We start from the raw sequence: 22,130 nt of genomic DNA, 5'->3' as shown, positions 1-22,130 counted from the left end.
GATTTATCCCTTCACTTGTCCATCGAGTGTGAGTAATGGTTTGTAGTGCTCTGGTCGACGGTCTCTAAATAGCCCCCAAGCTTCGCGTTGGTACTGGATATTATCGAGGTCAAATTCATGAATAATCACGCCTGAAGTCTCGCGGTCAGCTTTCGCGACAATTTTCCCGGTGTAGTCAGTGATAAATGACGAGCCAAAGAACGTGAGCTCAAGGTCACGATATTGCGCTTGCTCAGTCCCTATTCTATTTGATGCAATCACAGGAATTTGGTTTGCGGCTGCATGACCTTGCATCACACATTGCCAATGAGGTTGAGAGTCCATATCAGGTTGACTCGGCTCGCTGCCAATTGCCGTGGGAAAGAAAAGAAGTTCTGCACCATGCAGAGCCATGCTGCGCGCAGTTTCAGGAAACCACTGATCCCAACAAATACCGACGCCAATTTTCGCATAGCGGGTATTCCAAACTTTGAAACCTGTATCGCCAGGGCTGAAGTAGTATTTTTCTAAATACCCATCACTATCAGGAATATGCGTTTTACGGTAAGTTCCGAGTAATGATCCATCGGCATCAATCATGGCTAAAGAGTTAAACTTAACGTTGCCTGATTTTTCGAACCAACTGAAAGGCAGCACCACTTCAAGCTCTTTAGCAAGTTTAGAAAGGCGTTGAAAAGCTTCATTCTCTTCAAGTTGTGTGGCGAGCGCATGGTATGACTCATGAATCTCTATGCAGAAGTAAGGTGTTTCGAATAACTCTTGCAGCAAGATGATCTGAGCACCTTTGGCTGCGGCCTCGCGAACTAACCTTTCAGCATGTTCAATATTTGCTTGGGTATCCCAACTACAAGCCATCTGAGTGGCTGCTACAGTGACGTTTCTCATCATAATCCTTATGTATTTCTTACTGTTACGAATATTTTTAATACCATTTAGGTTATTATGGAAGTGCATAATTTTTATTTGGATATGAAGGATTTCGATAACTTATGGATGTAGATATCAATCAGTTGCGTCTTTTAGTCGTGCTAGAGCGTGAAAGGAATTTGTCAAAAGCCGCTCAAAAACTGTTTATGAGTCAATCGGCGGCGAGTCATGTGTTAGCGAAGCTGCGAAGTCGTTTCGATAACCCTTTATTTATAAAAACACGCATAGGGATGGAACCTACACCTTTACTAGAAAGCTTGTTGCCTGATATACAAAAAGGCCTTAGCTCGATTGATATGGCGTTTGATCGCATGAAGCCTTTTGAACCGATGCTTGATGCGAAAACGTTCTACATTGGAGCTATTGACTATTTTGAGTTTTATGCGCTACCAAAACTCGGTAAGACCTTTGAAAGAAGTGCGCCGAACGTGCGCGTTGCGATTGATATTTTGTCTGAGAACATGCAAATGGAACGTATTGAGCAGGGGAGATTAGATTTGATTCTGGGGGTTGACGACTTACAGGCCATACCTCGATATTACAATCGATACCATTGGTTGACGGACTCTTACGTTGGTATTGTTGCAAAGGCTTCAAGTGTTAAAAGCAAGCTCACTTTAAACGAATTTGTTCAAGCGCCACAAATACACCTCCCACTGATTAATTCAGGGGCCGATCCCATTGACCGATGGCTACACCAAAATCACCACTCGCGTCATATATCAATGATTGTACAAAGTTATGCGGTCGGTGGCATGGTGACAGCGCAAACCAATAATTTAATGTGTGTACCTTTGAGAGTGGCGCAAGAATTAAAAGAAATGCTTCCTTTACGTATTGTCGAGTTACCGAAAGATGCTCCTAACTTGTCGTTAAGTATGTTTACCCATCAATTGTATGATAACCAAGACAGCATTCAATGGCTTATTAAACAGATACATATGTGTACTTAAAGAGGGAACAACTTACTCTCTTCAGCATTCGTTTACCTATGCTGTTACTTAACGAACGCTTGGATGTGTAGTTAAAGTTCTTATGAGCTTTTAGCCTTAGACGATCAGGAAAGGACAATTTTAGGTAAAGCTATATAAAGTGTAAGTATATGAATCGCCTTTCAAATCGGTCTATTGATTGCTAAAAGAAACAATCCCCTGCCCCACCCTACTTTATATATTTAACCAATGAAGTGGGCTCATTAGACACTAATTGTTTGGATCTCCTGTACTTCAGTATCGCTATCTTGTATTGCTGTTGAACTGAGCAATATGGTCTTCGGTAGTAAAAAGTTGTCAATGCTCAGCCTGAGCATTGACAACTTCAAGTTCGGTTTTTCTATTAACCCGTCATGTATCACGGGGGTAAATTCGACCTATCTATCAGCACTCACATAACCAGCTCTAGTTGCAAGCTTGCGCGCTAATTTCTCTCCGTAGTGATTAGCAATTGTTAGTAAATGAAAAGACCTAGTAGAATTGAGTCTACAAGCAATTTGACAGAAAATTCCTATAGTAAATATTGGAACTTTCTATCTAATAACTAGCTCATATGGAGGTAAATTTGAAAAATTGTGGCTACTGTAAGTTGTGTCGAAAATATTCTCAACTACAAAACTCTCACGCAATTGGAGACACTATTTTCAAAAAAATTACTAGACGGAATTCGGGTAAGGCAATCTCTGTAACCGCTGAAATGAGCGTTCCTGTTCATTATACAAGTGATAGTTGGGCTGAATATCAATTATGTGCTGTTTGTGAGGGGCTTTTAAATAAGCGGTATGAGACCTATGCGGTCAATTTACTTCGAGGGAAATACTCTGCAAAGATTTCCAAAACTGGTGTTACATTCAATAACGTTGATCAAGGCTTGCTAAAAAAATACTTTCTTTCAATAATCTGGCGTTCTGTATTATCAACGCACCCGGCTTATGACAACACATCAATGCTTCCTCAAGACCTTGAATATATAAGGTTAGTATTGCTTAATGACTTGGACGTTCCTAATAGCAAGTATACTATCAAGGTACAGCGTGTTCAGGATATGAGTATACATCCAACATTTACACCTCAAACTATTAAAGAACTAATAGTTTCACCATTTTGTCGAACTTACAGTAACCCTACTAATGTTTCAGTTTGTTTACTTTTTGAAGGGTTCTTTATCGAAGTTTTATATAAGGCTGTAGCTCCAAGGGAACGTAAGTGTTTTGGCATTCTAAATTCAAATAGTTCTTCATTATTCGTACCCTTTGTCAACATATTCAGCATTCGAGAAGTCTATGATTTAATGGCTTTAGGTCACGATAAGAATCAAAATGGTATAACCCTTGTGCGATAATTTATCAATCAATTTGAAAAAAAATGGAGAGATTTGTGACAAATAGAAGTGTTGAAGTATTCAAAGAGGTATCTGTTTCTATGCAAAAGTTTGACTACTTTGTGCTTGGAATTTCAATCGCTTTGTTTGCATACTTGGGAAAAGATTTTATACCAGTACAACTAGGTTTAAATGTTGGTACTGTTCAATTAGTTGCGCTTACAGCACTGTTCATTTCAATTGTGTTTGGTTACTTTCGCCTTCAGTTTGATTTAACCATAAAGTCTTTGAATTTTAATGTGTTAAGTCTGATTGAAAAGCGTGGAGCTCTAACTGAAGCATTGCAAATGCCAGGCCAAAAATACAATGCCGAAACTGGTGATATTATAGACATTAGAAGCGCGTCTTTAGAAGTTAAAATTTTTAAAGAGATCATCGATGAGAATAATTTGGTTTTAAAATCTAAACAAAAAAGTGCAGTATGGTTATCTAATCTTAGAGACTTATTTCTCAGCATAGGTTTTTTGTGCTTGTTGCTCACAAAATATTTGAATCTAATTCTTCTATGGGCGTCTGCTTAGCCAATGGTTTGGATTGAAACCCAACGCTTGGAGTTTTTCATTCATACGCTGGGTTTCTTTTTATGACGCTAGGATAAATACGACCATCAAATCTATCTCTTAATGTTTGCTATGGCCCTAGCAAGCCCTAACAAATGTGTTGATGTTTTGATTTCTAATTCTGATTGAATCCCCAATAGTGCAATCCCTGCTAGTATTTGTTGTGGCCTCACCACTTGGCCAGTCGGCAGCTCCATCCTGTCGTATAACATTTTGAACTGTATCCAATCTTCACTAATGCTTAGTTCCCGACCTTTTGCCATTCTCATAAGCCTTTTGCACTCGGGTGGAATAGGATTCCCCTCATCCCAACCTGTGACGGTTCTCACAGATTTAAAACACAGTTCTGCAACCTCTTCCTTTGTCATTTGGCACTCTAACTCTCGAAAAATGTAATTCTTACTCATTTCGCGATACTTCAATGATAAAACCTCTAAATACAAGAGGTTGCATTGAATTTATAAGATATGCACCATTAAACATAATCAGACAAAGTGCGCACTATCTAGATAATAAATGTCACCAGTCACATAAGGACTTATGAGCTTTATGACTTTTTAGATGGTACCGTAAATGTTTGGCTGAGTTATCGATCATCGTCTTAATTTTAAGCTGCTACTTTTGCTATTCACGGCCTGTGAGTTAACAACAGAGGTACTATCGTTATACCCGCGACAGTGTTTATTTCAGCTGAACATTGAAATAAAGATAACTCGCGATTTTTATTTTTTGTCAATGCTCAGCCTGAGCATTGACTAATTGTAGGGGAATTATGTCAAATAAATGAGAACTAATTTTTGGCGTTTAATTTTGTTTTCGGGTTTCTCTAAATAAATGTTTGTGGACTAAAATTGATAGTTGATTATATGTATCACGCGTTCGGTATAAAGGAGGGAGACGTTGAAAACACCTTCTGTTACATATGTGTGTGTGGTGAGAGCATACTGACCATAACGGCATTATTGTAGAGAACGATGAATCCTTGTGTCATGAAGTCGCTCTCTGGAGCTGTCATATTGACTTTGAGGTTCTTCACTTTAGTGGCTGTTTTCCTCTTTCATCTCGCTCTACACCAATATTTATATCAGCATATTTAGATAAGGGTTTCTCTATTACTTGGATATCGATGATAGTTAAAATGTATTCAAAAATATCAACACTATTGATGTGGCGAATGCGGTCTTGACTGAGTATTGAGGTATGGGAAATTTTCTAAGCTAGATACATTCTAATGAACCAGCGGTATGCGATATTAACTAGAACTTCATCCGCTAGTTAGCTCTCGATTTTTACACCAAAAACATAACGAATCAGAGGGGGGAAGTAGGGGGCACGGGGCACGTTATTTTTGCAGAAGACGTAATCTGCTTCGTATCTGTTGAACTCAAAGTTTATAGCGCTATCAACTTTCTGAACACTCTGTTCTATGGGAGCATTTTCAATTCGTATTGATGGGGAGAAGGTTTTTGAAGTATCTATATTTCGATACTCTTATTCGATAAGAGGTCTAGCGGAAAGCTAGACCTCTGTAATCTGTCTGACACTTACAGTATAAGTTAATAAGTTTCGTCACTAATTTCTGAAGAGTGGGGCGCTAGTTCTTGCTATTGTTTTTCAATACATCTTGAATAGCGGAATCCAATTGGGACTGAACTTCTTTTGACAATCGCCCAAACTCATACGAAAAATTACGACCTTTCACTTTTTTGCGAGCAAACATGCCTTTACTATCAAATTCAGCTAAAGGAGTTACCAGCGCTTTGTCTGATTCTTGCTTTGTTTCTACGATTTTTAACTGATTTTTGATGTTAGAAATCAAATTTTCTTTAATATCTTCTTGGCTTTGCTCAGGCTGAGCATTGACAGAGATATTCGCTATTTTTTTGATGAAACTGCTCAAAGCTTTCTTGTCGTAGCTAAAGGTTTTCATTACTTTAGCTAAGAGAGAATAATCTGTATGGGACAAATCGTTAACGATAGGAAACAGGGTAATGAGGTTACTATCAATACTGGCGGCTTTCAGAGCTCGACCCACAGCTTGACGGCTAATGTTTAAAATTTTTGCTACATCTTCTTGAGTGAGGTCACCGTTATTCATTAAGGTTTGACACTGCAATCCAATTTCACGTTGATTGTGCTCTTTGGCGGTTTGCAACTGCTTAGCTAGAGCTTTGGCATCTGCAGTCGACAGTTCATCTTGGGTGACGAGAATTCGAAATGTTTTTACTCGACCTTCTTGAAGTAGAAACCAAGCACGACGGCGAGATCCATCAAGTACATCAATATGACCATCTACTTCACGGCCAACGGCGGGATAGAACTGCTGAAATTCCAACGAATTCAAATCTTCCAATGATTCTTTGTTCAATAAAGACTGATCACGTCCATTTACATCAAAAGTAACTAGAGTGTTTTGTTTTACCTGCTCGTATGACAGTGTCACTTCATTAAAAGTCGCAGTAGTACCAGATGCAAGTTGCCATACCATCTTTTGACCTACTGATTTTAAACCGAATTTCTGTTGCAGGTACTCGGCAGTATTTTGGCCGCTTTTTTCTAATTCTGTGTTGAGTTGCGCTGTTAAAGTCTCTAAGTTTGCTTTGGCTGCGGATTGCTGTGCTTGCGCTGAACCAGGTGCATTGCCTAGAGGACTACCACCACGTTTCTTTGCCATTATTTGTTCTCCTGTTCACGCCAAACGTTTAAAATATCGCGCAAGATCTGGCTCGTGACTTCATAGCTATTTTGTTGCGCACTTTGGAAGGTTGCTTTGCTTTTCGGGTATTCACTTTTTGACATGTCAAATACCGTCGAGAGTAGGGAAGAAGACTGACGAACAGCTTCACTGTGCTTAAATTCTTTTGAGTATAAATAAGGAGAGAAGTGATCGTATAAGCTGTTCATCAACTCGGTAGTCGTTGAGCTGTCACGATGATTAGTTAGTAATATTTTCATGAAGTCATAGCCCTCATGGTTAGCGTTTTCTAACAATGCCCACACTTGTGGGATATAGCTAAAGTAAGAGCATGTAGCATCAATGTCGTTTTCGGTAATCGATAACGGGAACACGACATTTGTTGCCGCAAAATATGCGTTGAAAGTCGCATAGCCTAAAGAGGGGGGGGTGTCGATGATGATTATATCGAACTCGCCTTTTACGCTATCAATGATGTCGTCAAGTAATGAATAAGGAGAAGCTAAAGTTTGACTAAACACTTGTTCATGGAACCATCCTTCCATTGCTCGGTCACTTTGTGCAGCAGGTAAAATTCGTAAATTAGGGATAGTAGTCTCAAGAAAGGCTTCAGAAATAACTTGTTTAACAGTTTCACCTTCATCGAGATCAAATGTTTTCATCATTAGATCACCGACAGACAAGTAGCCTTCTTGTTCGGCTTCAGGAGCGTAGTACATTGATAATGTCGCTTGACCGTCCATATCAATTAAGCCTACACGGTACTCTTGGTGAAATTCGGTCGCTAAACCTGATGCGATAGTTGCGGCAGAAACAGTTTTTCCAACACCACCTTTTTGGTTCTGGATTACCATAACTTGCGTCTTTTGATTTTCATTACGCAGGAATTTAGGGTCTTTACGCAGGCTTTCAGGCAGTAAATCACGGACCTTATACATTTCTGCAATATCGATGGACCATTGTGAGTCTTCATGGCGACGTGGGTCTATTTCTGCAGCAGTGACGTAGCGGTCTAGTGTTTTCGCATCAATTCCTAGATAAGTTGATGCTTCAGCCCGGGTAAAGTTTCGTAGTTCTTTACGGTGATTGGCGAGTAAACGCTGGTTTCGGCGCTGAATATAGGCATCAGCACCTACTTTAAGCGCTTGAAAAGTAGTAGTAGTATGTTGGTTATCCATTTCTGCCTCCATATAGGAATAATAAATAGTATATACCTCAACTTTTGATGTTGGTAGTTAAAAATGATGGATTTTGTGTTTAGAGAATTTGAGACTGGTGTTTTTCTAACTTATTGCTAGGGAGTCTTCATTTAAACTTACACAGTGTGCGTAAGAGTCTATTAAGATTGATGGAGTTTAGTTAGGTTCATATGCATTGTTGACTTAAGAAATCGTTTAGAAGCTTTTGTTCGTGCGATCAGAGGTTGTATAAAGCACTACATTGTAGTGTTTTTAGCATCATGGGAACTTAAGGTCTTGAATAAGTTAGCGAACACGAAAATAACTGATTTTAGACACATGAAGGTAAATGAAAACGATAAATTAATATTATTTCATTAACATTAATTAGTGATTTATATCTAGTTGGCTTGTACGCATCAAAACTATTTGATGATCTACTTCTAGCTTTTTCTAACTGAACTTGAAAAAATCATACTGCCGATCAATCGTAACGTTACGATTTTTAATGGGGTAAAGTTATGAGTGTAAAACTAGTTAATGTTGTTTTAGCCTTTTCTATTGCGAATTTTTTTTGTAGCGCACATGCTGAATTAATAAATCCTAACGCAACAATTCAAACAAAACAACTATACCAGAACCTGCAAGGGTTGGAGGGTAAAGTACTATTTGGCCATGAAGACTCACTCGCCTATGGAAATGATTGGTGGGGGACAAAACAAGCTCCGCTATACTCAGATATAAAAGGGTTAACGGGAAGCTATCCTGCCGTGTTTGGTGCTGATATTGGTGGTATTGGCTTAGGAAATGATAAAAATCTAGATGGCGTAAGTTTTAATGATTACCGTCATTATATTCAATCAACTTTTCAGATGGGAGGAGTAAATACCATCTCATGGCATATGTATAGTCCAGTCGATGGGCATAATTCTTGGTCTAAAAATTCATATGTTAGTTCGGTAATCCCTGGTGGAAAAGATCATCAGAAGCTAAAGGGATATTTAGATAGTTTTATAGCGTTCAATGAAACCTTAAAAGTAGACAAAGATAATAAACAGATTTGGATCCCTATTGTTTTTAGACCATGGCACGAACACAATGGTGACTGGTTTTGGTGGGGGAAAGGGCATACAACTGAACAGGAATATAAAGCGCTTTGGAAGTTTACTGTTGAGTACTTAATAGATAAGAAACAGAATAACCTCATTTTCGCCTTCTCACCAGATCGTAGCCGTTTAGACTTAGCTGATTTTAAAACTTCTTATCTATATGGATATGCGGGTGATCAGTATGTTGATCTACTTGGTATGGATAATTATTGGGATCTGGGACACGGCTCAAATAAATTGTCATCGGTGCTCCAACAAGCGCAATTTATTGAGAGTTTAGAAAAGTTGACGGATCTTGCTTCTAAGAAAAGAAAAGTATCAGCACTTACAGAAGGTGGGCAAGAGGGAGTAAAAGAACCAAACTTTTGGAGTGAACGCTTTGTTGCTGGTTTACTACATAGTGAAAAGACTCGTCGATTATCATATGCCTTAGTATGGCGTAATAACTTTTCTGGCAATGGTAAACAAGGGCATTTCTTTGCCTCTTACCCTGGACAAGGCAATGATGATGATTTTATAAAAATGTCTGTGAACGCTGATATTATAATGTCAGATTCATTGCCACATTTGTATAAATGACCAATTGTTAAAGTATCGGCTCTGCTAAGATCTAGTTATTGGCGGTTTACATACCTAGCGAACCTGTTGTCTGTACGCTACTGCGGTGCGTTTTAGTTGTGCACCGCCGTGTAAACAGGCGCTGCAAGTGCCTTTATCGTCCGGTTCATAATACTTAAATGCACCGGTACCACTGACTAATTTTGCTTATCACGGGGATTAGCTGCTCCACGTATGAATCAGGCAACTTATAATTAAGTTGCCTTTTTACATTGTGCTTCTAGTAATCAAGTGTTCCTCGGATAGGATATTGGTTATCTGGATTACGAATCCATTTTAAACCACGAGTCAATGCACCTAACTCAGGTCTTAAAAATGGGTTGTTTGATATATCGACTACATGCAAATCCCCATATTCGTTGACGACAAATAGCCCGGGCTCTGAAAAGTTATGGTCGGTTTCTTCTTTAGAGCGTGGTAGAGAAATATAAAGGCCAAGCGTCTGCATTTGTTGTTCGCTTAAACTATGGGCAATCGGGAAGCTGATGTCGAGTTTATCTAGATGTTGTTCCAATTGTTGTTTTGAATCACCAGAGACAGCTAAAATATCGACGCCAGCATCTCTAAAAGCCTGCTTGTAACTTTCAATCTCGTTAAGGTATTTGGTGCAGAGCGGACAATGCTGACCACGATAGACAAATACCGCTTGCCACGTTGCTTCCCCTCTAGGTTGGCCTAGTTTGACTTTGGTCCCATCCAATTTTGTTGCTTCTAATGTAGGGAAGGTGTCACCTGCTTTGAGTTTCTGTGAGTATGTCATTTCGGGTCCTTGGATTGAATTCGCAACTAAGTAAATAAAAGATAAAATACGATGAGGCAAGTTGCAACTAGTATAGATTTAGTTACCTCATCAAGTGGTTTTCAGCAAAAAGAAGTGGCGTAAAAAATTTCGGTTTGAGGAAGTTTGGCTTCTCAGAAGTCGATAATACGGTTAGTGCTTTTGAATTTTTTTGTTAATTGAATAGGGGAATTACGTTTGAGTTTGCAACCGATAGCCGCCAACAAAGCAAAGGTATTTGTTCATTCAGAAAATTAGCTACGACTACGTTATGCATCACGAGTGTGTTTTACAACACGACCGTGCTTAATAAATACTCTCTCGACATTTAGTAAAACATCCTCCATAGGAATCAATACCGTTTTTTCTGGATCGAATCGGTTCGGCTGTTCTATGTCAATATCTGAGACAATCATTATTTTGTCCGCCAAGGTAATGTCCTGCGCAGAGAGTAAGTTTTCAATACCCATAGCACCTTGCGTTTCAACCTTGATTGAAACGTTGAATTTATGAGCTGTTTTATTTAAAGCATCAGCTGCCATATAAGTGTGTGCAATACCTGTAGGACATGCGGTTACCGCTACAATTTTCATCATTCTCTTGTTTTAACCTCATTACTTTATTTTCTTAATGTGGGAATTACGCACATTTAGAGGAAGAAGTTGTTATAGATAAACAAACACCAATTACTATACGTCTTAACTAAGGCGAGACAGAGCAATATATGGTCATTATCTGCTTAGAATTACAAAGCCGGTAGTGTTTGACGGTTGTATTGTTATTGTAGGTGCTAAAAGTACCGCTGTAGTTAAATCTACCGTTGAACTTGGGGTTACCGAACTAACACGGTTTTTGTGCTCACGCGGTGAGCTGTATGATGAATTTTTTATGCTCGCTTCGCTCGATAATAATGCGTTCATCATATCGAAGAGCTAATAGTCTTTAAAAATAGTTTAGAGGCACACCTAAGCTAAATAGTGCCTCGTGTTAAAGCTCTGTACCCCAAGGTGTTGGAGAGTTATTTGGAGTATGGTTTAACTCATTGTAATTACAGTTTTTGATTTTTTGGATTCACTGTAAGCTAATGCGTCAAGTGCTTGATGAAATTTAAAAGTAGTTGGTGTACTAGTTTCGATGCAACCTTTTTCTATTGCCGCAAGTAATTCTTCGCCGCTTTCCATCAACACGCGCCAATCGTCTTGGTCTCCAAAGTCATGTAATGCACCAAGCGCTATTTCATGGTATGAAATAGTACGAGTAAATGCTGGATCAATTGGTGTTGGTATGCGATCTTGAATACATACAATATGTCCATTCGCTCTTAGTTTTGGCACTAAATTAGCTGCACTTTCTCTACTCACGGCATCGAAAATAGCGAAGTATTTTTTATCGATTTGCGTGGACTGTCGATAAAGTTGGCTTATACCAAGACTTAATGCTTGTTCTTCACTTAGGCTTCCAGAAATGACATCAACGGTATAACCAGCATTTATTAGAATCTGAGATAAAAATTTGTTTACCGCGCCAAGACCAACAACGAGTACTTCCCGTTGGCGTGTTAGGGGGATTTTTTCAAATGCTTGCCATGCAGTAAGCATAGGACAGGGCAATGTTGCCAAAAGCTCAAATGAGAGGTTATCAGGCACCATCATCACTCGTTCAATATTCAGGGCCGTATATTCGCTAAAGCTACCATGTCGTTGTAATGAACAATGATACGCTACTCTACGGCCAATTAAGTTCGTATCTACCTTAGAACCTACATGTACAATGACACCAGCACCATCTACACCCGGAACATGTCCGCTAGGCCAGTTCAAAGGGTTAGTTTTGATAAACTTCCAGTCGACAGGGTTTATTCCAATCGCTTTATTTTGTACTAAGATTTCATCGGCATTTAAATCTTGCGTTTCTGTCTTGTCTAAAACAAGACTTTGTGTATCTGCTTGATATTTCCAAGCTTTATATTGTTTCATCTTATTTTTGCTCGCTGGATGAAAGAAGGTAAGGTGTTAAATTCTGGTTGTTGATATGCATTGTTGCGTCCAATAGGTCAGGTTAATGCTCTTTTTAAGCTGATGAAAACTGTTTTTCGGCAAATTGCCGGATTCGAATGAATCCGACATATTGTGTTCTATTTAGCCGTTAAGAGATCAATCATGTTTATTGCAACTGCAGTTGCAGAGGCTGGATTTTGACCGGTAACGATACGTCCATCAATAATGGAAAAAGATTCGAAATTATTATCTGTTTTCTGATATTTGACATTAGCTTGTACTAGACTTTGTTCTAATGAAAATGGCACTATCTTAGTTAGCTTAATATTTTCTTCTTCTTCATCTGAAAAACCGGTTATATTTTTTCCTTCAATGAGCAAATTACCAACCTCATCAGTAGCCGTTAGTAGGCCAGCTGAGCCGTGACATACTGCCCCTAACACACCATTATTATCATAAATATTAGAAATGATTGCATCCAGCTCAGGATTTCCCTTGAAATCCCACATCACTCCATGTCCGCCAATCAGGTACACGGCATCATAGTCGTTATGTGCTGCTTGACTCAAAGACATCACATTCTCGTTACTCAATAGAGCTCGTGTTTGAGAAGACAACAAAAAGTTCATCGCGCTAGCATCCATTTGGTCTAAACTGCCAGGATCGAGAGGGTAACCATTGCCATCGATACTAGCAAAACTGACTTTTATATTACTCTTAATAAATTCATCGTATGCATGACTAAGCTCAGAAAGCCAAACTCCAGTTTGGTGCTCGGTTTCTCCTAAAGAATTATGACTTGTTCCAATCATTAATACCTTTGGTTGAGCAATAGCTGTTGAGCTGAACAACAGTAATGAGATAAGTATATTTTTAATCATTTTTTACATGTCCTTAATAATTTAAAAATCATTATTACCTTTAGTTTTCTTGACTAAAAATTATCATTAATTATGAATTTGATAAATATATGTAATATAGACGTAGTCTATCAATGATGTTTTAGATATTAGGTGCAATAACTTTTCATACGAGTATCGAGTTGATAGGGGGGATTACAAAATATACGTGGCAAATTTTCGGCTTAACTTACCTTTAACCAACGATATTTTTGTAATCCAGATTGGTTTTACTGAGTAATTTAGTGGAACTAAATCCAAAGCCGATGTTCTGATCCATCACATTCACTTTCTTTCTTGGTTTATGTCTATAACTCCCTATAAAACAAAGAGGTGGAAGAAAAATAACCAACGGTTCAGGCATTGTTGTTTAAATGAATTGAAGTTTTTCCAAACTCTTTGAACAGGTCCTTTGTGATGTATAGACCGGTGATAACATGGGTAAAGCGTAAAAGAAGAGATCTAACTGGGCGGTTTACAATAAGGCTCGGCGTTGAAGGGGCCCCTCATCATTTCCCTAGTCCTGCATTGTGTGTGAACCTTTGAGCTTTGAACATTTCCCATTGATATTAGGATTAGTCAATTTTATATCGCCGATGATTTCGTACATCTCTTCATAGACAAGGTATGGATAGAACTCGGCGGTGTTTAGTGGGAGTTAGACCGCCGTTATACTGATGTGGTCTGAGTTGGCAGTAATACCCAATGATGTAGCGAGTGATTTCTTGTTGAGCCTCAGCAAAGCTACGATAACCCACCGTTGGCACCCATCCGTTTTCAGACTTCAAAAGAAGCGCTCCATCAGCGCATTATCCCAACAGTTTCCTCGACGAGATAAACTCTGCTTTATTTGAAAGCGCCACAATAATTGATGGTATTTACGACAGGTATAGTGACTACCTTGATCGCTGTGGAACATGACACCTTTAGGCTTTCCACGAGACTCATAAGTCATCGAAAGCACTTTGCCTGTTAGTCGAGAGTCAGGTGATAACGACATCGACCAACCAATCACTTTATGGACAAAAAGATCGATAACAACCGCTAAATACATCTACCGATTACCTGTCCAAATATACGTAACATCACCAGCCAAAAATTCATTTGGGACGGTAACCGAAAACTGGCGACTTAAGTGATTTGGAATTTCAATGTGTTCTTGTGAAGCCTTTCTGTAACGATGCTTTGGTTCTTGGCAACTCACTAAACCAAGTGTTCTCATCAGCTTTGTTACTCGGTATCGGCTCAGCTTTTCGCCTTGATTTGTGACTATATCTGCAATGGTTCTCGCTCCCGCTTAGCCATTGCTTGCGGCGTAAGCCTAGCTCATCAAGTTGCGAAGTTTTACAGCTTCAGCATTGATTACTGTTAGGCGTTTATGCCAATAGTTATAACTATTGGCATAAACATTGAAGACTTCGCATAGTGTTTTTATGTTGTAGATCTGCTTGAGTTTCTTGATTATCAAGAATTGTTCAGTGAGTCCGACATCAACAGAGCCGTTGCTTTTTTTAGTATTTCATTATGCTCTTCAAGACGAGCCAGCTTTTTTTTTAATTCCCGAATTTCTATTTGCTCAGGGGTCATAGGTGAAGCTTTCGGTGCTTTCCCTGGCGCTCTTCTTTTAATTGGCGAACTCATTTATCCATCGTGGATTTACCTACACTCATGGCTTGGGCTGCTTCAGTCACGGAATAGTTTTGGTCTAGGACTAACTGCGCCGCTTCTAACTTAAACTCTGCGCTAAACAGTCGTCTTGTACGTTTTGTCATAATGTCACCTGTTACCTTATGAGGTGATGATATCACCTCTAATTAAGTGACCAAATTCACCGTATCACTACAAATGCTGTTGGCTTGGAAGCCGAAATGCCACTTGGCTTGTATTGCAATGAGGCCATTACAGCACATCAAGATTTCAGCGAGCAACGCAATAAGAAGCAGGATATCCAATCGCTTAGTACAAATCATCAGATTATAAGGATTATACCCTCACACTTTTTTATATTGGTTTTTACATAAAATTATTCAATATCAATTATTTAATTGGTGTTATTTTGTAGATATCCTCACATTTACTACCATTTAATATCATGTTTTTCTCATTTTAGGTTTCCATTAATGTACAGTATTTGTACATTAATAGTTCGAATGAGGTGAACAAAATGGCAAAAATACTGGGATCTAAGCAGAAAAAGTACTTAGAATTTTCTATCCATCCGTATGCACTTCCAGCATTTGAATTTTTTAATCAGAGTACGCTTTTGGTCAATAAGGCGAAAATGGAACGTCAGGCTCTAATTGATTTAAACGTGGGGTTACCACTGCAGGGGGTATTTGAGTCTAATCATCTTCAAATCGTTTCTGGGTTCGAGTTCATTAGTTTTTCTCTTGCAGAACTCAATCTATCTGTATGTGAAGTAATTATTCATAGTAACTTGGCAGATAAAGACATTGCTCAAAAAGCATGGTCCGCCGTCATTCGCTCACTACTAACGTCACTAGATCCACACCAGTTAGAACTTACTCGCAGAGCACTGAATGAGTCTGCTCCAAAATCAGTCCTCAATTCTTTTTTTGGTAAAAACAAGCTATCTCAATCTTGTTTTGCAGAAATTATGCATCTGTCACGCAGCACACTTGCCCAACAGTACTCAAAAGCCGAAGGTGATAAGCTATTAGTTCAAGAAGAAGTTCCTACAATTTTCTCACTACTACAACAGAAGGCTAAAAGTGATCTCTCTGGCATTAAAAACTGAACATTGCTGATTGGTCTCCCCTATGATATCTAACCAGCAGGTGCATGACTTTGATGCCCGCTTTAGTACTTTTAAAGCGATCACTCTGTTACCGATTCATAACCAAAACGGCGGTGTAAATGATTGATGACTTTTTCGAACGGTATAAAGAGAAGAATATCGAGCGATTTTTTAAACAATTACTCCCTTTTGGCAATGCTGACAATATTGCAATAGCTAAAGAAGTCCAACGGTTATGCAACCTCGTTGCTCCAAAATATAAACAAGAGTTTGAAGAGGTTGAACTCTTGGTTCAGCGTACCAATACGCTGGCAAATCAAAAGTTGAATAGGACCCTCCACGACGTCTTCAAAAGCATTAATCGAAACCAGGCCGTTGGAGTACACCATCTTCCAATATTTCTTGCCTCGAACCTTCTTTTGACCTCCTATGACCCCACTAGGTTTGAGCAATATAAAGCATTAACACTGTTGTGCGTTACTCGTCTAGCTTTCATTGGTTCGCATCAATCTAAGATCAAAGCAATTTGTGATGATGTACGTCTGTTTTCTCAAGGTAAAAGAGAAAATATGGCGGCTTATTTACCGGATATTCATGACCTCGACTTTCCATCGCTTGTTGCTGAATTTCAGTTACTTGTCGATGAAGAAAATACCAACTCTCCACCATCAACCGTGGTTAATCAGCTAAACCACTATCGCCGTCCCTATGAAGCCAGCTTGGATCACAGTGAAGGTTTCACTCGGAAAACCACATCCACAGAGTTCAAAAAGAGCGGTCAACTACAAACCAGTGACGTGAAAACTTTGGATGACGATGAAGCGAGTTCATTGTTGGAAATTCAGCAGATCCAACCATCAATAAAGTTTCATCATCAATGGCAAAGAGAAGATGAATCTGGCGATGCAACGCGCACTCTCAACATCGTCACCTCCAAATCATCGAACCCAAAATCTTACGCTGCCGAGGCAATGCTCGCACAAGCCGTCAAAAATAAAATAGCAAAGAAAGAGATGGCTATGGCTTGCGATACCTCTGTTAGCACTAATTATGAAATTGGAGCGGTAGTAAATTTTTGCCTTACCCAAATAGAAGAAGAAAATACAAGTACCAAATCTGCACAGTTGCTGCTCATTATGCTAATTACGGGCAATACTTCAGCACAAGTAAAAAAACTGAAGACAAAGAGACTAAAGCTCTCAGGTTTAATTGGTTTTCAGCGCACACATACCCTACCTTCCCAAAATCAACGTCCAGAGCTCCGTACCTTGCTAAATGTTACGGATAAGAAGTACTGGTCTCCTCTGCCCAAGATCGTCACACAGAGACTACAGAGTTTAACCTTTACTGATGTAACCGATGACGATCTTAACGACTTACTCAAGAGCCTAAATAAAAATTATGGTACTCACATTACGCTAACTAGAGTTTCAGCCTATTTAAACCAGAAACTGACTCACGAGAATATTGACCCAACAATTATCGCTTTACTGACCGGCGCAGTCGCTCGAACTGTTCCTTCGACTTATTATCTAGGCTTATATAGTCATAAACTCTATGAGACGTATCGACGATATCTTACGTTTCTTTCTAAATTTCACTGTGATGATGCGTTAATTATTTTTGCCTCTGAGCCTGAAAATATTAAGTTAGGTTCGCCTTTACATATTGAACATCGGCTCCTTCAATGGCTATTTGAGAAGCTCATTACCAAAATAAAGGATCAACGGAACAATCTAAGCACTGAGCAGTGCCACAATGACGTTACACTCTATACTCAGTTAGTCCTTGCTTTATCCTCAGGCTATCGACCAGTGACAGGCTGGTTTGGCAAACTCAGTCACATGCATCTCGCTACGGGAGATTACTGGATTTCAGATAAAGAGTCCGGCATTGGTGACAACAGTCGAGTAGTGATCTTGAGCCCAGCGGCAATTCAAGTTGTGCGCTATTACCTCGAATATTGTGAACAAATGATTGTAGAGCATGGGAATAGCAATGTAAGTCTTAGCCGTTGCTACAAGCAGATTGTCGATGGTGATGAGTATCTGTTTTTTTATCAAAAAGAGGGAGAGTTGTTGCCTTGTACGCCGTCGAATTATACCACGATGATAGATGATATTTGGCCTCTACAACCTAACTGGGCACGACATCATATACGATCAACACTGAGTCAAACTGGGGTCGATTCAACCTTAATCAATGCATGGATGGGTCATGCTACAAATGGAAAGCGCTGTTACCACTCCTATAGCACCTTATCGAGGACACAATTAGAAAAAGTAACAGATACTATTGAAGAGCATTTATTACAAATAGGAGTCGAGACTATACAATGGACCAAATTGGCTTAGAAGCTCGCTCGAAAAATCGATTGAAGCAGATAGAGCGTGTTAAAAACAAAGCTAGGCAGTTGTTTGAAAAGCAGTTTCCGAACCCGTCTCACATACCAACTCAAGATAACTTTCATGACAAATGGATGCTTTATCTGAGTGACATTACTGAGACATTTGGAGCTCATAAAGACTATCGACGTGCGTTTAACTGGGCAGTTAAGCAGGTGTTATCATATCAAGAGCAATATAGTTGGAAAGTCACTCCACCCTCATATATTGTCACTAATAAACCGCCAAAGCAGCTTAGAACGCTAGAATGGATGCAGCACGCATGGCGCGTCCATAACTTCTATCAACTTTGGTACCAACAGCTTTTATCAAAACCTGTCGATGACCAGGCGCAGTCGTTTAACAATGTTGTACTTTCGTTTATCTTTCATAGCGGCCATTGTACACCTTGCGTGGTGAAGGCGTTCATTGAATATATTAGTGGTAAATCACTTGCTCTCAAACAATGGGATGAAACCCCCTTTGTTTCATTGCTAACAAAAGGGGGGTCATTCAATACCAACATAAAAGTTGACGAGCAGCCACTCACCCAGTTTCAGTGCTACTTACATCCTGTTACGCTCGGTTTACTCAGAACATGGCATCGTTGGAAAGATGAAAACTGGTGTGCTCCTAATGATGAATCCTATTTGATGAAAATGCTCACTGGCAACAATCTATCATTGACCTTCAACCAGCTTTGCTGCTCTGGGGTATATGTATGTGAGCAGCATCAAGGCGTTTCTATTAATCAGGCGTTGGTTGAGTATCAAGTTGGTTCAACCAAATCTTATAGTTTACCGACTTGCGATCTTGCTCGTATCCTCCATCCTGAGGTTGCCATCGCTAAAGATTTTGCACCACAATCCACGAAACACGCTTCCAATAAGTCGACATCACATAAAATTGAACGAAACTTCGACACAAGTATAGATACTTATCAGGAACTAAAAGTCAGTCTGTACCCTAAAAATGGAGCGAAAGAGCTTAGTAAAAAAAAACTATTGGTGGACTTAAATGCTCTGGTTGAACGGATAAAATTATCCCCTAAGCAAGTGAATGAGCGGCTTATTGTTGACTGGTACTGCCATAAATTGAGTACGACTTGTGGCATTCCAACGATTAAAAGATATCACGCTAATTTGACTCGGAAGTGGATATACCTCTGCAACCAAAATCAGCTAGATAAACTTGAATCTGATGAGCTTGAATCCATTTATCAATACGCAATAGAGACTCAACCAACGATTAAGTCGCAGAAGTATTTTACAGCGAGGCTCAAGGACCTGCATGGTTTTGCAGTAGAGCACTATAACTTTGCACAGATCTCTGAGCAGTATCTCCATTGCGACCCCACACAGACTCATACTCGAGCGGGTTTTATTGATGAAGCCCTATTCCTTGCTTTACTTAATACAATAGAAGCCAGCAATGATTTCGATGACGCGGATAAGTTATGCTTACAATCAATTTGTATCATTGCCTATCGCTGCGGCTTACGTATTTCTGAAATAAGAAAGCTTCGGATGAAAGATATTGAGCATTCCAATATCGGTTGGTTATCCATTCGTTCAAGTTATTTAGGTGAAAATAAAACTGCCAGCAGTTTAAGGAAGGTGCCATTGCACCCTTTGCTGTTAGATCACGAAGAAGACATAATTAACAAATACTTCCATCTGAAATTTGAACAACAAACGTCGAAAACAAAGCCCTTTTTCTCTTTAGGTCATGCCAATTTACCATTTAGTACATTCGATGTATCACATCTCATCGGTTGCCTTCTAAAAGCGTTATCGTTAAATAATCATTTAGTGTTCCATCACCTCAGACACGCGTGTCTCAGCAAACTTCAACTCCTTTTGGAGCTACCTGACAATCACCCTATACCAAATCAACTCATTCCATATGATGAACAACAGAGGCAGAAAATTAAGGCTACGGTATTTGGCCGTTCGCTGATGACTGGCTACGATGCTATTGCTGCATTTGCAGGACATGAATCTCCAGCTATGACCTTTATGCACTATTTTCACTTCTCAGACTGGATCGTGGCACACAAATTGAGCCTGGCTGACTATTCACCAATAACCAAAAAAGAAGCGCATTATTTAGGTTTACTACCCAAAAATACAGCAAGCGATACAAATAATAATCAGATCTTGAAAGAATCTAGCGCCTACCTAATTCGCAAACTTCGCGTTAAATATCTAGAAACCCAAATAGAGAAAGGGAAAGTTCCGGCACTCTCACTAATGATGCCCGACAATGAAGTCATCTCGATCCCAATTTGCTATCAAGCATTGACTACTTATAACAAAGGGTTCCAAGTGGGCGATATATGCGCTAAATACAGACTGAAACAGAGGACTGTTGATAAGTGGATTAAGAATGCTGTGGAAATTAAAAGCTATGCTACTGAATCGAAAGGCACAGAGTACCGACGACACTTTACAAGTGCTCGTATCGACAAGCTGTTACCGGCTCAACTCAAAACAGAAGCAGAGCAAGTGCGCTTAAATCAATATGCTTCTAAGTTAAACGAGGCCTTGAAAGACGACTCCAAACGCCATGCAATTCTGGATGCTATAAAATATGCGCTTCAACATACCAGCTCTTCACGATCTGGGGTCTACTTTAACTCACCCGACCGGTTAGAGCTGTTTGTTGAGGCATGTCACTCGTTTATACCAAAAGCGCACTGGAGAGCCGCCACTCAGTTTGTTGAGAAAAGTATTCAGCGTGAAGAGTGGCGTTTAGCTACAAAAGGAATATCAAGCTACTCGGAGCGGAAACCTTCAGGGCGCAGTAAAAAAAGTCGAGGGGCAATCAGGCTAGAGTTAATTCACCCTCACACACAACAAGGTAAGAAGATCAAAGTCAAACGTTCGTCGTCAACATTGATGTATTTATTCCACATGATGGGGATAATGATGCTTTAACCGGAAACCACAAGACGATATGCCTCGCAGCACAATGAAGATAAATGCCTCATGGTTTGTGAGGCTTTGTCTCCTGAGTCTTCTGAACAATTACCCAGCTTTCTAAGAGTGATAGCGTTATTTTCTTAAAATTGTTTCAGGTCTATCAAGCTCGGTTGTCTTGTTCACGCTTAACCATTACGTATGTTTTTCCTGTTCGGGCGTTGTAACTTCTTAAGCTCAAAGTGTTACCCAACATTTTTTTATCGATGTATTACTGTCTCTGACAGCGAACGTTTGTGGTAGCCATATTTCGACTTTCAGTATTTGTTGCACCCATACAGTGGCATAGATTTTCAGGTAAACCAATCACGGTATCTAGCAGGTTCTCTTCAATCAGTTGTAGTTGTTTTGCGGATTTCACCTTTTGCCGATGTACGCCATGAGGTACTACAGTGCGCATGCACCCATTTTCAGGTTGAAGTGTCTCAATCATGTGTACGTTTGGTGATATCACATTATGTGTTAGGGGGAGTATTCACATGGATAAAAAGCATCATGTTACTAAGAAAATCAACTCTCTCGACAGTATCGATCTCAATTTAGTTTGTTTCATAAAATAATGGAAATTAACGACCCCACCAAGAACCTATCAGTGAAAACCATCTCCACCTTGCTTCTCAAGCGATGAAATAAAAATGACTGGGGAGCAACTAATTGTTTTACAAGCCAAATCCATTTAAATAAGCACATGGACGCGTGGGCAACATCCAAAATCCTCTGAGGTTTAGAGATTTAACTGTTCTCACTATCATTTACGCTATCTTACTCCGAGAGTCAGAAATTGGTGCCATACGCAAAAAACAAATCACTATTTTGGATGATTGGGGTATCAATATTGAACGTGTATTATAGAGAGGCTTTGTTTCCTAATTG

General features: G+C 39.5%; 16 protein-coding genes and 2 pseudogenes. 7 read left to right on the top strand and 11 right to left on the bottom strand.

What is annotated here, in order from left to right; all coding sequences use genetic code 11:
* Window positions 1-3: 3 nt before the first annotated feature.
* Window positions 4-888: an N-carbamoylputrescine amidase gene (gene aguB, locus AB4138_RS07655; RefSeq protein WP_081324642.1), complete on the bottom strand. Its 885-nt coding sequence runs from the start codon at window positions 886-888 to the stop codon at window positions 4-6.
* A gap of 101 nt (window positions 889-989) precedes the next feature.
* Here aguB and AB4138_RS07650 point away from each other — a divergent pair, with 101 nt between their 5' ends.
* The 3 genes from AB4138_RS07650 to AB4138_RS07640 all read left to right on the top strand — a co-directional run bounded on the left by AB4138_RS07650 (window position 990) and on the right by AB4138_RS07640 (window position 3,821).
* The gene (locus AB4138_RS07650; protein ID WP_102370494.1) at window positions 990-1,880 is read left to right on the top strand and encodes a LysR family transcriptional regulator; all 891 of its coding nucleotides are present in this window, start codon (window positions 990-992) and stop codon (window positions 1,878-1,880) included.
* Window positions 1,881-2,484: 604 nt separating this feature from the next.
* On the top strand, window positions 2,485-3,261 hold the full coding sequence (locus tag AB4138_RS07645) for a hypothetical protein (protein ID WP_133146358.1): 777 nt from the start codon (window positions 2,485-2,487) through the stop codon (window positions 3,259-3,261).
* Between the two features lie 35 nt (window positions 3,262-3,296).
* Window positions 3,297-3,821 (top strand): hypothetical protein, encoded by a 525-nt coding sequence (locus tag AB4138_RS07640; RefSeq protein WP_102370496.1) that lies wholly within the window; start codon window positions 3,297-3,299, stop codon window positions 3,819-3,821.
* Window positions 3,822-3,913: 92 nt separating this feature from the next.
* Here the strand turns inward: AB4138_RS07640 and AB4138_RS07635 are convergent, their stop codons facing one another.
* From AB4138_RS07635 to AB4138_RS07625, 3 genes are all read right to left on the bottom strand, one after another.
* Entirely contained in the window at window positions 3,914-4,282 is a 369-nt protein-coding gene (locus AB4138_RS07635) for a phage protein (protein ID WP_102370497.1), read from the bottom strand.
* Between the two features lie 1,172 nt (window positions 4,283-5,454).
* Entirely contained in the window at window positions 5,455-6,534 is a 1,080-nt protein-coding gene (locus tag AB4138_RS07630) for a ParB family protein (protein WP_372036931.1), read from the bottom strand.
* Complete coding sequence (locus tag AB4138_RS07625; RefSeq protein ID WP_102370500.1) at window positions 6,534-7,733, bottom strand: ParA family protein; 1,200 nt, start codon at window positions 7,731-7,733, stop codon at window positions 6,534-6,536. Before AB4138_RS07625 ends, AB4138_RS07630 begins: the two co-directional genes overlap by 1 nt.
* A 521-nt stretch (window positions 7,734-8,254) precedes the next feature.
* Here AB4138_RS07625 and AB4138_RS07620 point away from each other — a divergent pair.
* Window positions 8,255-9,421: a glycoside hydrolase family 26 protein gene (locus AB4138_RS07620; protein WP_372036929.1), complete on the top strand. Its 1,167-nt coding sequence runs from the start codon at window positions 8,255-8,257 to the stop codon at window positions 9,419-9,421.
* 259 nt (window positions 9,422-9,680) lie between these two features.
* Here AB4138_RS07620 and AB4138_RS07615 read toward each other — a convergent pair whose 3' ends face one another.
* The 6 genes and pseudogenes from AB4138_RS07615 to AB4138_RS07590 all read right to left on the bottom strand — a co-directional run.
* Window positions 9,681-10,220, bottom strand: a complete 540-nt coding sequence (locus tag AB4138_RS07615; RefSeq protein WP_102370502.1) for a redoxin domain-containing protein — start codon at window positions 10,218-10,220, stop codon at window positions 9,681-9,683.
* Window positions 10,221-10,507: 287 nt separating this feature from the next.
* On the bottom strand, window positions 10,508-10,831 hold the full coding sequence (locus tag AB4138_RS07610; protein WP_102370555.1) for a PTS fructose transporter subunit IIB: 324 nt from the start codon (window positions 10,829-10,831) through the stop codon (window positions 10,508-10,510).
* Window positions 10,832-11,272: 441 nt separating this feature from the next.
* Entirely contained in the window at window positions 11,273-12,214 is a 942-nt protein-coding gene (locus AB4138_RS07605) for an alcohol dehydrogenase catalytic domain-containing protein (protein WP_102370503.1), read from the bottom strand.
* Window positions 12,215-12,372: 158 nt separating this feature from the next.
* On the bottom strand, window positions 12,373-13,116 hold the full coding sequence (locus AB4138_RS07600; protein ID WP_102370504.1) for a type 1 glutamine amidotransferase domain-containing protein: 744 nt from the start codon (window positions 13,114-13,116) through the stop codon (window positions 12,373-12,375).
* A gap of 632 nt (window positions 13,117-13,748) precedes the next feature.
* Window positions 13,749-14,906, bottom strand: a pseudogene (locus AB4138_RS07595) (IS3 family transposase).
* Between the two features lie 72 nt (window positions 14,907-14,978).
* Window positions 14,979-15,098, bottom strand: a pseudogene (locus AB4138_RS07590) (transposase); the annotation flags it as partial.
* Between the two features lie 200 nt (window positions 15,099-15,298).
* Here AB4138_RS07590 and AB4138_RS07585 point away from each other — a divergent pair.
* From AB4138_RS07585 to AB4138_RS07575, 3 genes are all read left to right on the top strand, one after another.
* Window positions 15,299-15,892 carry a hypothetical protein gene (locus AB4138_RS07585; protein ID WP_050613016.1) on the top strand — a complete coding sequence of 198 codons (594 nt, stop codon included), beginning with the start codon at window positions 15,299-15,301 and terminating at the stop codon, window positions 15,890-15,892.
* 119 nt (window positions 15,893-16,011) lie between these two features.
* Window positions 16,012-18,246, top strand: coding sequence for an integrase (locus tag AB4138_RS07580; RefSeq protein ID WP_102370505.1), 2,235 nt, complete (start codon window positions 16,012-16,014; stop codon window positions 18,244-18,246).
* The gene (locus tag AB4138_RS07575) at window positions 18,228-21,215 is read left to right on the top strand and encodes a tyrosine-type recombinase/integrase (protein WP_102370506.1); all 2,988 of its coding nucleotides are present in this window, start codon (window positions 18,228-18,230) and stop codon (window positions 21,213-21,215) included. Before AB4138_RS07580 ends, AB4138_RS07575 begins: the two co-directional genes overlap by 19 nt.
* 253 nt (window positions 21,216-21,468) lie before the next feature.
* Here the strand turns inward: AB4138_RS07575 and AB4138_RS07570 are convergent, their stop codons facing one another.
* Window positions 21,469-21,690 carry a hypothetical protein gene (locus AB4138_RS07570; RefSeq protein WP_133146359.1) on the bottom strand — a complete coding sequence of 74 codons (222 nt, stop codon included), beginning with the start codon at window positions 21,688-21,690 and terminating at the stop codon, window positions 21,469-21,471.
* Window positions 21,691-22,130: the final 440 nt, after the last annotated feature.

Origin of the sequence: Vibrio sp. 10N.286.52.C3 (genome assembly GCF_041468865.1) — a bacterium.
Taxonomy (GTDB): Bacteria; Pseudomonadota; Gammaproteobacteria; order Enterobacterales; family Vibrionaceae; genus Vibrio; species Vibrio crassostreae_C.
This window is presented reverse-complemented; position numbering and strand designations above follow the sequence as displayed.

Coding starts and splice junctions, on each gene's coding strand:
- aguB (WP_081324642.1), bottom strand. CDS start 888: ATGATGAGAAACGTCACTGTAGCAGCCACTCAGATGGCTTGTAGTTGG.
- AB4138_RS07650 (WP_102370494.1), top strand. CDS start 990: ATGGATGTAGATATCAATCAGTTGCGTCTTTTAGTCGTGCTAGAGCGT.
- AB4138_RS07630 (WP_372036931.1), bottom strand. CDS start 6,534: ATGGCAAAGAAACGTGGTGGTAGTCCTCTAGGCAATGCACCTGGTTCA.
- AB4138_RS07625 (WP_102370500.1), bottom strand. CDS start 7,733: ATGGATAACCAACATACTACTACTACTTTTCAAGCGCTTAAAGTAGGT.
- AB4138_RS07620 (WP_372036929.1), top strand. CDS start 8,255: ATGAGTGTAAAACTAGTTAATGTTGTTTTAGCCTTTTCTATTGCGAAT.
- AB4138_RS07615 (WP_102370502.1), bottom strand. CDS start 10,220: ATGACATACTCACAGAAACTCAAAGCAGGTGACACCTTCCCTACATTA.
- AB4138_RS07610 (WP_102370555.1), bottom strand. CDS start 10,831: ATGAAAATTGTAGCGGTAACCGCATGTCCTACAGGTATTGCACACACT.
- AB4138_RS07605 (WP_102370503.1), bottom strand. CDS start 12,214: ATGAAACAATATAAAGCTTGGAAATATCAAGCAGATACACAAAGTCTT.
- AB4138_RS07600 (WP_102370504.1), bottom strand. CDS start 13,116: ATGATTAAAAATATACTTATCTCATTACTGTTGTTCAGCTCAACAGCT.
- AB4138_RS07585 (WP_050613016.1), top strand. CDS start 15,299: ATGGCAAAAATACTGGGATCTAAGCAGAAAAAGTACTTAGAATTTTCT.
- AB4138_RS07580 (WP_102370505.1), top strand. CDS start 16,012: ATGATTGATGACTTTTTCGAACGGTATAAAGAGAAGAATATCGAGCGA.
- AB4138_RS07575 (WP_102370506.1), top strand. CDS start 18,228: ATGGACCAAATTGGCTTAGAAGCTCGCTCGAAAAATCGATTGAAGCAG.
- AB4138_RS07570 (WP_133146359.1), bottom strand. CDS start 21,690: ATGATTGAGACACTTCAACCTGAAAATGGGTGCATGCGCACTGTAGTA.